The sequence below is a fragment of the Bradyrhizobium sp. USDA 4369 genome, from assembly GCF_054056435.1.
In genome coordinates this window covers 242218-254910 of sequence record NZ_JBSRYH010000002.1, presented here as the reverse complement: position 1 = coordinate 254910, position 12693 = coordinate 242218, and the positions used below count along the sequence as shown (strand labels likewise).

Annotated in this window: 8 protein-coding genes and 1 pseudogene; all 9 read right to left on the bottom strand. The window is 64.6% G+C overall.

What is annotated here, in order from left to right:
* On the bottom strand, window positions 1-282 hold a 282-nt coding region (locus ACVIJ6_RS39165), incomplete at its 3' end, for a type II toxin-antitoxin system RelB/DinJ family antitoxin (protein WP_456777216.1).
* Window positions 283-417: 135 nt separating this feature from the next.
* The gene (locus tag ACVIJ6_RS39160; RefSeq protein ID WP_029083789.1) at window positions 418-729 is read right to left on the bottom strand and encodes a DUF736 domain-containing protein; all 312 of its coding nucleotides are present in this window, start codon (window positions 727-729) and stop codon (window positions 418-420) included.
* Window positions 730-1401: 672 nt separating this feature from the next.
* A pseudogene (locus ACVIJ6_RS39155) lies at window positions 1402-2321 on the bottom strand (ArdC family protein).
* A 295-nt stretch (window positions 2322-2616) separates the two neighbouring features.
* Entirely contained in the window at window positions 2617-3204 is a 588-nt protein-coding gene (locus ACVIJ6_RS39150) for a hypothetical protein (protein ID WP_028133114.1), read from the bottom strand.
* A gap of 395 nt (window positions 3205-3599) precedes the next feature.
* A complete protein-coding gene (locus tag ACVIJ6_RS39145; protein ID WP_028133113.1) occupies window positions 3600-3923 on the bottom strand; it encodes a hypothetical protein in 324 nt (107 codons plus the stop codon).
* A 209-nt stretch (window positions 3924-4132) separates the two neighbouring features.
* Window positions 4133-5005, bottom strand: a complete 873-nt coding sequence (locus ACVIJ6_RS39140; RefSeq protein WP_028133111.1) for a DUF7007 domain-containing protein — start codon at window positions 5003-5005, stop codon at window positions 4133-4135.
* Entirely contained in the window at window positions 5002-5475 is a 474-nt protein-coding gene (locus ACVIJ6_RS39135) for a hypothetical protein (protein WP_028133110.1), read from the bottom strand. The genes ACVIJ6_RS39140 and ACVIJ6_RS39135 overlap by 4 nt, the downstream gene beginning before the upstream one ends.
* A gap of 84 nt (window positions 5476-5559) precedes the next feature.
* Window positions 5560-7248 carry a ParB N-terminal domain-containing protein gene (locus tag ACVIJ6_RS39130; protein WP_028133109.1) on the bottom strand — a complete coding sequence of 563 codons (1689 nt, stop codon included), beginning with the start codon at window positions 7246-7248 and terminating at the stop codon, window positions 5560-5562.
* A 251-nt stretch (window positions 7249-7499) separates the two neighbouring features.
* Window positions 7500-12593 carry a helicase-related protein gene (locus ACVIJ6_RS39125; RefSeq protein WP_028133108.1) on the bottom strand — a complete coding sequence of 1698 codons (5094 nt, stop codon included), beginning with the start codon at window positions 12591-12593 and terminating at the stop codon, window positions 7500-7502.
* Window positions 12594-12693 lie beyond the last annotated feature (100 nt).

The following is a 12693-nucleotide window of genomic DNA, read 5'->3' as shown; positions in this document are numbered from 1 at the left end:
GAGCGCCGCGGCACGGCGTTCCGCGAAATGCGCTTCGACCTCGGAATCATCGAGATCGGGCCGGGTATCCGCCAGCGCTTGGCGTACCTTCTCACGAAACCAGCTATCGTAAGCTTGGCTGTTGCTCACGAGCTCCAGCGGAAGCATCCCTTCGTTGGCCGTGCGTGTCAGCAGAATCCGCACGGCGTCAGATACCGTGAGACCCATGTTTTCCAGAACCGCGGTGGCCTTTTCTTTTACGTCCGCGTCGATTCGGGTTTGGACCAGGGCATTCGAAGCCATAGCGCGACCTCCTTTATTCACGGCTAATGTAATGCATTTGAATGACATGTGCCAGAGGGGTCACAGCCGCCGTGACCGGGGTGAGCACAGCAGCCAAGCGGCCCCGCCTTTTGGCGGAGCCGCTGCGTCGGGCCGTCAATCCCGGCTTGGGCGGGACCAGATGAGCTGGAGACCTTCCTGGCCTTCCACCTCGATCAGGGTGGCGTAGATCGGAGCGGGGAAGCTCGGATCGTCCAGCTTGACCGAGAGGTAGTCGCGCTCGGTGTCCCTGGCGGTCTTCTGCCAGGCCGCTCCCAGTTCGACATTGCCGGCGAAGATGCGGAAGTGCGGTCCTTTGTCGGAGGGGTTCTCGACGCGAACCAGCTTGGCCTTGGCATTGAGGGCGAGGGTGCGAACCGTGCCGGTGAAGCCGTTGCCGGTCGAGGTGAAGGTGCCGATGGTCGCCATTGTCGTGTCCTTTCAGTTTCCCGGGCCGCCCATCGCGGCCTCGATGGCTGGCGACAGACCGGAGGCGATCGACCCGCACCCCGAAGGGGCCGGCACGCAGTAGAGGGCAGCCAGGGTGCGACTTTCTTGTCTTGCGCGAGGAATGGACGCGCGAGCGGCCAGGGGAAGAAAGTCGTAACCGGCTGTTGTGGGGATAAGAGCGAGGCGGCGCTTTGGCGACGACGGCCTTCGGTCAGACATGCCAAATCGAGGACGGCGTGGGTGTGCATGAAGAAACGGCCGAGGGACACGATTTGCGATCATCGAAACGTTGACCGAGGAAAGAACCCGATCACCGCTCATCGCACACATCTGGCAACCTCTCAGGCTAGCGAGTCGAGGTCCAAACCGGGAAGGTAAGCGCGCTGCCCGGCCGACAAGAGCCACAGGGCCCGCGAGGTGAACGCACAGGCTGCGACCGCGATTTACTCGGCACCGCGATGACCTGCGCAACGCCAGAACGTTATTTTCTCTTGAAGGAAGGCGGAAGGCCGCTGTCAGTTCGCGAAATCCAGCCCGAGGAAAAGGGCGCGGGCTGGCCGTCGGGCAGCCGACAAGGGGCGGGGGTCTCTATGCTGATCGCCGGACAAGGAAGGGCCGGCAAGCGTCGGCGCGAATCGCGCTGTGCGCTCATTATGCCGCCTCCTCGACGTCTGCTGCTTTCGGCTGCAGGTCGTGCAGATAAGCGACGGCGCGTTGCGCATGCGCGGCCGCCGAGAAGATAAAGCGCTTCTCACTAGACAGAACCTCCAACCACGATGCGAGGTAGCTCGCATGATCCGGCCGCGGTTCGAGTTCGGGAGAGATCCCGAGATCCGCGCAGAGGAAGCAGCTCCCGAGTTCAGCTCTTCGCGCGCGCGTTCGCTCCGATCCTTGCTGTAACGGCTAAGATCGCGATTGACGCGGTGAGCGGGAGCAGTCCAATGGACGGTCTCATGCGCTCTGACGGCGACATATGAGGCCGTGTCGCGAAAACTGTCGATCATTGGCATCTGGATGTGATCGGACGAGGGCGCGTAAAATGCCATCGAGCCGCCGTGCCGAACGATCGCGCCGGTGTTGGCAAAGAAAGAATCGGCGTGTGCGTTGCGCTCGATCGTTGATGCGATAGCTGCCGGCCGATCGTAATAATGCTCGGGCAAGCCATCGATTTGATCGACACAAAAGACCGTATAGGCTTTGAGGAAGGGGATATCTTTTTCGACTTCGTCGCCGTGAGCGTCGGTCTCGGTTTTGGTGAAGCGGCTCGCATAGACCACAGTGCTGCCGGTCTCGCCTTTGCGAACATGCGCGCCGAGTTCGCTGGCCTGCTTGAACGTCATCCAGATCGGAGACCGGAAGCCGCGCGCGACGGCCTCTGACCAAAGCAAGACGACGTTGATGCCCGAATAGGGTTGGCCGTTGTGTCGCAGCGGTCGGGTGATGCGGCCTGCCATATTCGGGGCAGTCCAAGGTTGAACCCAGGGGCGCACGCCGCGTTCGAGCTCGGCGACAATGCGGTCCGTGATGCGGGCGTACAGGTCGCCTCGCGCCTTTTCTCCGTTCCTGTTCATTATTACTAACCTCCATTCGGGAGGCCGCGCCCATCGCGGCTCCTCACGGGGTCCGCCACCGCCGGGCCAAAAGTCCGCGCACCCGAAGGGCCGAAGCAGCGCGAAGGACGGCGAAGCCGTTGCGCGGACATTGGGTCCGGCGCAGGACCACGGACCGGGAGGGGCCGATGATGGCGAGCAGCACGGACGGCGGCTGCCTTCGTTGCAGCGGCGACATGAAAAGGGGCGGTCTTGCGGGACCGGTCCGTCGGTGGCCGAAGGAAGAGGCGCGGGGCCGAAGCCCCGCGCTGGTCGGTCAGTCGAACGCCGACATCTGCGCCTTGGCCGCTTTCCGGCCGACGGTATCTGTCGTGTTGTCGACAAGCCGCTCGAAAGGCTTCCAGGTCTCGCCAATGACCTTTTCGTAGGCGGCGACGGCGCCTTCGGCGGCCATGCGAAGCGCGTGAGCCTGCACGCCCATGTCGGCAGCGAATTCACGCTTGCGCTGTGCCTGGCTATCGAAGCCGACCGGACCATCGAGGTCCTCATCGCGGCTGTCGTTGGCGAGTTTGGCGGTCGCATCTCGCGCTTCAGTGACTGCTCGGGTGTAGAACTGGCCGGCTCCGTGCGCGGACCCGACATAAGCACCGACGATCCGTTGAAGGTGGATCTGCATGGCGCGTTCACTCAGGCCGTCCCTGAGCGCGTCGGCGGTCTCGATGATGAACCGCTCGTGCAAATCGCGGATGCCGTCGCTGTCGAGGATCGCCAGGCCGAAGCTTTCGGAGATGCGTTGTGCCTGTGCGGCGTCTGGACAGGCGAGCCGGACCATTTCGAGCGTGATGCCCTTGCGGAGCGGGATGACACGGGCGCTGGCGCGAGAGGAACGGGCAGTTTTGGTCATGGTGAGATCCTTTCTCGGTTTCGCCTTGGGAGCTTCGGCCCCCGGCCGTCGCTCCCTCGGGTGCGGTCGACCAGAACCGGCGCGAGCGGGCCGCTTCAGGGGGCGGCGGTTGCACGGCGAGCATGGGCGGGGTGCGGCCGAGCGGGCCTTTAGGTCTGCGAAGGCCGCAGCCCCCCATGTCGAGACGGCGGCCGCCGATCGCTCGCGACTTGCCCTTGAAGCGGACCGCGGCCGGTTTAGACCGCAGCACAAACCGAGGGAGCGATGGCCGGGGGTCTACGCTCGACCCCGAACCGGGATTGGCTCGCCATGACCGACCGCTTTCCTCCAAGCTCGCCGTTTCGTCCTTGCCGCCAGGGCCTGGTCGACATGATGTCCGCACGGACGCAGCATCATCACGACGCCGCCCTGCTGCTGTGGCGCGATCGCAGCGCGACGATCGCAAGCTCCTGCCACTCGAGCTTGCGCATCAGGGCATCGATTTCGCCACGCCGGGCCAGTGTGAGCTCCGCAACATGTTGCTGGAACAGCCGCTCGTCGGCGCGGGTCCAGGTTAACGCGCCGCGCCGAGACTGTCGCCGCTTCACGCAATCGGTGACCGTCATGCGCTCCGCACGGGAGACGATCTGACGTTCGATGATGCGAAGGTGGCGACGCGTGTCGCCCTCGGACGCCTCGATCCTCGCCTGCAGCATGCGTTGTTGCATCGCCTCGTTCATGGAATCGTCCTCCGTAGCCTTTCCCGGAGCGAAGACGCGCTGAACTCCGGAGCGTGTACGGAGAGCCGCACGGCGCGCTTCCACGCGTCATCTCCGCTAAGATGCCGTTTGAGCCGCGGGTGCCAGACAACGAGGACGGGCGTGATGCCGTCCTCGTCGGTGGCCTCGCGCCAGCCAAAGGCTTTGGCGATGAGGTGCCATGGCATAGATCACCTCCATCCTACGAAGTTCGAGGGGCCGTCGTAGAGACGGTGCCGCGCTTCATCGATGACGAAGCCGAAGCGGCCCGGGCGGTATTCGTCCGAAGGGACGAGATAGCGGCGCTGTTCGGCCGCGCGGCGATCGCCACCAAGTGTGGCGACGCATTCCGTCATGCCCGCCTGGTGGTCAGAGCGGATGGCAGAGATCACGACCCAGCGGACGGCATAATCGCGTTCGAAATCACGCCGATCCTTCTCGTGGGATTCGCCCGGTCGAAGGGGCCGGCCGTGTATCGTCTCCCAAGCGTCGGGATACCAGTCCCGGATCGTCCGTTCAGCGCCGCGCCGTTCGTAGTCGGTGAACAGCTCCGGGAAGGCCTGCGCGACGGCCGCCCAGGCGCAGTCTTCCTCGTACCAGCCGTCGGGCGCGCGAAGGGCAGGGTGGACCTTCGCGTTGTGGGCGGCGTCGAGATGAAAACCGCCGTGCCCCGCGGTCGAATGTACCACGACGCCGTCCGAATAGAGGGTCGCGCCCTGCGATACGCCCCAGGGCGTATTTGCGCGGGAGCGAATCTCTCGCCGGCCGAGCGCGGCCCGCTGACGCTGATGTTCGGCATTCTCATGCACACGCGCCCGGAAGGCGGTTTCGTCTTCCAGCTCGCCGCTATGACCGTAAAAGTCGGCGCGTGTCCACTGTTCCATCGGCCCACGTAGCCGCCAGGCCGATGCGAGATAATAGTGCCCATTGGCCCCCGGCATCATGACAAAGGCGTTGTCACCAACCCTGGCCACGAGAAGACGGTCATGCGTGCGGGCAAACAAAACCTCCACCGAGGCACGCGTGGCATCGTCGATGTGAGAGGCGATTTGAGGCGTGTTCATGCCGCCCTCCCTTCAGCCGTATCCGACGTGCACTCATTGGCAGTGACCTCATCGAGCACGGCGTCGGAATAACGATGGGATGCGAGCCACGCTTCGGCGGCGACACGCGTGTCTGCGAGGTGCAGAAGCTCGGCATCGGCTCCGGCGCGATTGAGAACGCGCACCTGTCCGGGCTTCGGACGTTCGATCACGGTGAACGTCAGCGGTGAATTCACCGAGAAGGTCTTGAAGACCTTCAGGACGATGACGCCGGCACTGCCGAAGTCGCCCTGATGCAGCGTGATGCTTGCCGGCGTCATATGCGCGCCGACGATGTGCGGCTCGCTTTTGCGGACGAGGCGACCGCCATTGTTGTTATTCTCCCAGGCAGCGAGCTTCTTTTTGAAGCGCTCGGGCGGCCGCGGTGTACCGTCCGAATAGCGGATGAAAGAGCCTAGCGGCATGCGATCGTAGATCTCTTGTGCGGACATATCGTCCTCCTGTCAGAGCGTTGAAGACGGAACCGCCGCCGGACCAGGCCGGCGGCGGCGAGTGTTCGAAAGAAGAGAGAGGGTCTACTCGGCCGCGACGGCGAAGGAGTCGGCCGGCTCGGAGATTGCATCGTCACCGGCGACGTCCTCGCCCAAGGTGTCTTCTTCTTCGCCGGTGTCAGACTCGTCGGGCGCATCGTCGAATTCGTCCGCGTCAGCCGCGGAGAAGCGGTCAATCCAGGCCGCGATCTTGTCTGGCGCGGGGGCGAACAACGCCACGGAATGCACAAGGCGCCCATCGGCGAAGTGCTTGACGAGCTCGGCGCGCGTGTCCTTTACCCGCGGGCGCGGCAGCACGGGCGTGCTGCCGCAAACCGCTTCGAGAGCGGTGCGAGACAGGCAGGATAGGAACTCCTCCGTACCCATATTTGGCAGGAAGCTATCGGCACCGATCGCTTCGCCTGCGACCCGCGCGACGATGCCGCTGTCGGAGCGGTTCTCGCGGCACGACAACACGTCGATCAGCACCGCACGGGCCACCTGCTGGAGAGTCTCGCGGTCGAAGGCGAGCTTTCCGTCCTTGTCGATCAGGCGCGCGCCGTGCCGCTCGATGCGCGCGTAGCCATCGGCGTTGCCGGAGGTCGTGCTGACATTCTGGCCGGCGAAGGCGAGCACGAGCAGCGCGAGCAGCGTGTTGTCCTCGATCGGCGCCCGGCCGAGCGCCTCGTGCAAGGCGTCGGTGCGGAGGTCGCCAATCATCTCCATGCCCCGCCGTGTCACGTCGGGGCGCGCCTTCGGCGCTTCCGCGGCGCCGTCGTCGGACGTGGCCACGTCGGTTTTCTTCGGCGTCGGCATGCGGTAGCAGACGGACTGCACCTTGCCATCGCGATCAAGATACATCGCAGTGTGGTCGGATTTGCCGGGCTTGCCATAGACACGGTCGGCCTTCGGCGGCAGCTTCGGCTGGCCATACTCATTGACCTCGACGATGGCCCCGCGCTTGGGCAGATGGCTCGCCATCCATTCGTGCTGTGCGCCGAGATAGGCCTCGACATCGGTCGTGTAGCGACTGTCCTCGTCGGCCGGCGCGAACAGATCCTCCTGCCAAAGGATGCCATAGGCCTGGGCGAGGTCCTCGCCGAAGCTTGCATCGCGCGCGTACATCCGCGTCTTGGTCAGCGCCTGCGCGACGCTCCACCATGAGACCTGGGGATTGGCCTTGCTCGGCTTGTGTTTCTTCCAGACCTCCTTCTGATCCTCGAGCGAGGCCGAGGCGATGGTTCGAAGCTGGCGTTCGTCGGGCATGTCGCCTTTCGCCATCTGGTCCAGCATTGCCGGCAGCACGTTGGCGAGCAGGCGCAGCTTCTTGATCTGCCGCACCGGCTGCGCGAGCGCGACGCCGATCGCCTCCTCGGTCCAGCCGAGCGCGACGAGCCGTTCGATGGCACGCCACTGGTCGACCGGATTGAGCGGCTCATGCGCCAACGTCTCGGCGAGAGACCGCATGGCGCCGCCATCTTCAGCACGGTCAACGACGAGGACCGCGATCTCCTCAAGGCCGGCGCCAATAGCCTGCTTCACGCGCCGGTGCCCGGCATCGATGACGTAACCGTTGCCGCCGTCGCTCTCGGGAGCCACCACGGGCGGCTGGACGATGCCAACCGCCTTGATCGTGGCGAGCAGCAAGGCGTCGGCCTGAGGATTGGATTTGGAGTGGCGCGCCTTGTCGGGGTTCTCCTTCAGCGCGCGCGGATCGACGAATCTCAGTTCCATGGCAATGCTCCATCGAGGGGTTTGGCCCGCCGCCTCGGCCGGCCTTCTTCGTCTTCTTCCCGAAGACCCCCTCCGGCCCGCAGGGCGGTCGGAGCGGCGCAACTGCCGGCGAGCATCCCTGCCCGGCAGGCGTGAGCGGGGCGCCGTAGCGCGCCTTGCGAGCGCGCCGTGGCCGGGTTCGCGAGACGGTCGGTTGAGCGCCAGCGGCGCCGCGCCGACCGCTCTGCGAGAAGTTTTTCTCCTTCTCCCGATCACGCCGCGATGCGGCGTGCTTCTCCTGCTCCTTTTCCTTCTCCTTCGCTCGTCGCGGCGAGTTCGGCTTCGATAGCCGCGAGCTCCGCGCGCTTCAGATCGAGTTCGGCGTCGAACGCGAACGCCTCGCCAACCCGCGGTCCATAGGTGGCAAGGCGCTTGCGGGCGTCGGCGAGGCGGTACCGGTAGGCCTCGCACTCGCCGTCGAAATTGGACAGGGCATGTTCAAGCCGAGCCACGGCGCCCAATGGCGTCACCGTCACGGGAAGCTCGATCTCGAACTCCGCGCCGGTACGGTGAAGGACGGTTGTGTAGTGGTATCCGTCACGTCCCAGGCGCTGGCCTTCAAAGGTGAGTTCGAAGCCGCCGATCGAGGCGATGACCATCTCCTTCTCGTGCTGACGCTGGACGAGGGTCAGGACCTCCTGCATGAGAGCGCGGCCGGCGAGCTTGCGCTCTCTAAAGACCGTGCCCGTTACCGCCATCACGAAGGCGTCTCCCGCGGTTGGCACCAAGCGTACTATGTCCTGCCCGATCTCGCTGATGCGACGGGTGGCGCGCTCGACCTCGCGCTCGGCATCGCGAATCTGGCGGCGAATGGCATGCTGGTCGTCGATGTGGGCGGCGCGGAGCCGTTCGAGGCGAGCGATCTCGGCCTCAAGCCCCGCCTTCTGCATCAGGCGCGGATCGCCAGACGCGATCGCCTTGGCCATCGCGAACTGGTTCGCCTGGCCCTCGCCGAGATCCTCAAGTCGGCGCACGCTGGTATCGCCAGAGAGCGCGGCGGCGATGAAGCGGGCCTTGCGCTCGTTGTTCTGCCACATGGTAGCGTCGAGCGAGCCGAGCGTCGCGTAAGCAAAAATTTCGACTTCGTCATGCTGGTTGCCTTGCCTGACAATTCTGCCTTCGCGCTGCTCGATCTGTGACGGCAGCCAGGGGACGTCGAGGTGATGCAAGGCCTTCAGGCGAAGCTGGACATTGACGCCGGTGCCCATCGTGTCGGACGAGCCGATAATGAAGCGTACCTTGCCGGCATTGAAATCGTTGAACAGGCGCTGCTTCGCCTCGGATTTCCTAAACTCCTGCATGTAGGCGATCTCGGAGGATGGCACGCCGAGGCGAACGAGCTCGTTCCGGATCCAGCGATAGGCCGAGAAGCCGCGCGAGGCCTCAACGGAAATCGTCCCGAGGTCGGAGAAGATGAGCTGCCCGGCACCGGGCGTTTCGAAGGGCTGGCCGTCTTTGCGACGATAGATGTTATCGCCAGTCTCCATCCAGATGCGAAAGGCATTGGCGATGAGGGCGTTGAGCTTGTTGCCCGCCTCGTTGTCCTGGCCTCGATCGACCAGGCGCAGGTCGATCGCGGCGTGCCGGCCATCGGTAATGACCGAGAGGAGAATGTCATCGCCCGGCTCCGGCGGGCGGTCGCGTTCCTCGATGGCGGTGATGCGCTCATCCAGCAGGCGCTGGTACGCCTTGAAGGCTGCGGTCGGCTCCGCGGTGATGATCTGGCGTTTGCCGCCGGCGATCTGTGGGACCTTCACATAGTCGCGCAGGTGCTCGGGCAGCACCACGTCGGCAAAGGAGCGGAACATGGCGATGAGTTCGGGGACGTTGACGAACTGGGCAAAGCGCGTCACCGGCCGGTATTTGCCCGAAGGCTGAAGCTCGAGTTCGGTCGACGTGTCGCCAAAGGTGGACGCCCAGGCGTCAAACTCGTGCAGGCCACGCTCGCGCAGCGCCGCGTGGTCCATCAGCCGCTGCACGGTGAACATTTCGCCGAGCGTATTGGTGATCGGCGTGCCGGAGGCAAGCACGAGTGCGCGGCCGGGGTTCTTCATGTCGACAAAACGGGACTTCACATAGAGGTCCCAGGCGCGCTGCGAGCCGTTCGGGTCGACACCGCGCAAGCTGGTCATGTTAGTGGCGAAGGAGAGCTTCCGAAACTCCTGCGCCTCGTCGACGATGATCTGGTCGACGCCGATCTCCGACAACGTGAGCAGGTCGTCCTTGCGCGACGCTAGCGCCTCCAGCCGCTCCTTGTGGCCTTCCTTCATGCGCTCGACACGCTTGCGCGAAAGCCGGTCCTGCGTGTCGATGCGGGTGAGTAGCTCTTCATAAGCCTCAAGCTCGTCCTGCAGCATCTGCTGCTCGAAGGCGGACGGAACGGGAATGAACTTGAAGGCGGAATGGGTGATGATGATCGCGTCCCAGTTTGCGGTTGCGGCCCGCGAGAGGAAGCGATGGCGCTTCTCCTTCACGAAATTCGTCTCGTCGGCGACGAGGATCCGGGCGTTCGGATAGAGCGCTAGGAACTCGCGCGCGGCCTGCGCCAGGCAATGGCCTGGCACGACGAGCATGGCCTTGTTGATCAGGCCGAGCCGGCGCTGCTCCATGATCGCGGCCGCGATCGAGAGCGTCTTGCCGGCGCCGACGGCGTGGGCGACGTAGGTGCTTCCCGACGAGATGATGCGCCAGATGGCACGCTTCTGGTGCCCATAAAGAGAAAAGGCGCCTGAGGCGCCCGGAAGTTGGAGATGCGACCCGTTGAAGTGGCGGGGTACGATGTTGTTGAAGGTGTCGTTGTAGAGCCGCGCGAGGCGATCCGTGCGGTCCGGATCGGACCAGATCCAGGTCTGGAATGCGGTTTTGATTTTTGCGAGCTTCTCCTTGGCCGCTTCGGTTTCGACGGTGTTGAGGATGCGCCGTTCGCTGTCGCCCTCCTTCACCGTGTCAAAGATCTGCGGGATCGACGAGTTCAGCGCGTCCGAGAGGAGCTCTCCGGCGTGACGGCGGTGCGTGCCCCATTCGGTCGTGCCCGCCGCCGTCCACGATAGTTGCCGCGCATTGACCGTCCAGCAAGCAAGCTCGGCCGTGTGGTGGATGGTGATATCGGCATCCATCGTCTCCTTCACGAAGGCGATGATATCGGCCGCTGGGATCCAGGGTGCGCCGAGGCGGGCCGTGATGTCGGAGGGGCGAAGATCTGGTGGCTGAACCCGCTCGAGCGCCGCGACGTTGCGGGTGTACGACGGGTCGAGCTCGACGACAGCACGTGCGGCGGCGAGCTTGGAGCGCACGGCGCCAGAGAGATAGGCGTCCGCTGTCAGCCACGCGCCGCTTTCCGGATCGCGGAAGATCGCATCACCGAGTTCATCGATCACAGTGTCGACATCGCCGTGCAGGAGCTCAGCGACGTGCTCCGGGTCGACGGCGCCGCGCTCGTTGAGCACCACGGCAAGGGCGTCGACGGCCGAGGTGATGACTGGCGCAGGCGGCGGCGCGATCACACGCTCGGTGAAGATCGGCCCTGGTTTCGCGGTGTTGCTCTCGAGGTCGTAGTCCTCGATCGAGGCAACGAGCCAGCAATCGGGATCGTCCGCGAACGGCGCAAGATTCGGCCGGCGGTGCGTTTCCCGAGCCTCGCCGGTCTCTTCATCCTCGATCGACGACACCACGGTGGTGTTGATGGGTCCAAAGTCCCGCACGAAGCTCGACCAGGCGATGCGGAGCCGGACCTGCGGCTGTTTCCAGGATTGGTCCGTTTCCTGGGATTTGAGGATCTCACGCACGGCGTCGCGGATCGGGATCAGCTTGCGGATGATGCGCGCGTGCTTTTCGAAGATGCCATCGGTGGAGCGCCCCTTCCTGATCTTGATGGTGACGGCTGCGCCGTCGACCATCTGCATCAAGGCGCCGTTCGACCCGATGAAATAACTGCCCTCGCGGATGGAGGGATCAAGCTCCTCCCGGCCCGCATGAAAGGCAGGCTCGGCGTCACCGGGGCTGACCGTCTCCGGCTCGCCGTCGTAGATGGCTCCCGGGAGATGGAGGATCGCGGCAGAAAGCGCCTCATCCAGATCGCCGCGGGAGCGCGGCAAGCAGGTGTAGGTCTCGCCGTATGGACCCGAAACTAGCGCATGTTCACCAAGCACCATTTCGGGATGTTCGGCAAAATACCTGTTGATTCGGATCGCTCCGCTATCCTCCGTCTCCGCGCGGACCTCGGCGAGGTCGAGCCACGCGCCGCCATCGGCAGGTTCGCCATGACGGCGCTTTCGGAAGAAAAGGACATCGACCACGACGTCGGTCCCGGCATCGGCCCGGAAGCTTCCCTCTGGCAGGCGGATCGCTCCGGCAAGGTCCGCCATCGAGGCGATGTGCCGACGTGCAGCCGCATCTGCCTTGTCCATGGTGCCGGAGGAGGTGACGAACGCGGCAAGCCCGCCGGGCTTGAGGCGATCGATCGACTTTGCGATGAAGTAGTCATGCAGACGCAGGCCGAGCGCGCGGAACGCGCGGTCGCTGCGCACGGCGCGGTCAGAAAACGGCGGGTTACCGATTGCAAGGTCGAAGTGGGACTTCAACTCCGCCCGCGCAAAGTCCTCGTTGAGGATCGCGGCGCGAGGCTGCAGCAGCTTCGCGATCCGCGCGGTCACGGGATCGAGCTCGACTCCGGTGACGTGGCAGAGGTCGCGCAACGGGGCCGGCATCAGGGCCGGGAAGAGCCCGCTGCCAATGCCCGGCTCAAGGATCCGGCCGCCTCGGAAGCCAACCCGCAGAAGACCTGCCCAGACGGCACGAACTATGAATTCCGGCGTGAAGTGGGCGTATTGGGTACAGCGCGCGAGTGAGGCGTAGGCGCGTGCGTCGACGAGATCCTCAAGCTGTTTACCGATGTCCTCCCAACCCTTGCGGAACTCATCCTCACCCAAGCGCCGAAAAACACCATTGGCGAGCTCCGACGCGCCGAAGCCGATGAAGCGGATGAGCTGCGCCTGCTCCTCAGAGGTCGCCGGACGATGGTCAGCCTCGATCCCGGCTGCGAGGCGGATGGCGGCGAGATTGTCCTGCGCGCGACCGCGCCAGCTCTTCGCAAGCCCGCGGTTGCCAACGAGATGGAAATTCTCACCCAAGGACACTGCGGGCTTCGACGCGGTAGACGCAGCCGGAAGGGGAGGAGCATTGGTTGCTGGCGAGATAACGTGATCATGCTCTGCCGCGGAAGGAAAAGCCGTTACCCCGAGGCCGAGACCTGATGAGAGTGAGCTATTGCTGAACAGATCGAGCGTGAAGGGATCGTTGAGCGCCATTGAAATTTCTCCTTGTGGCGAGGGCGCGTGTCGCCGGTCCGCAAGCAGGCGGGTGACGGCGTTCACAGTGGGTTGGAGGAGGGCCCGGACGGTCTGCCGG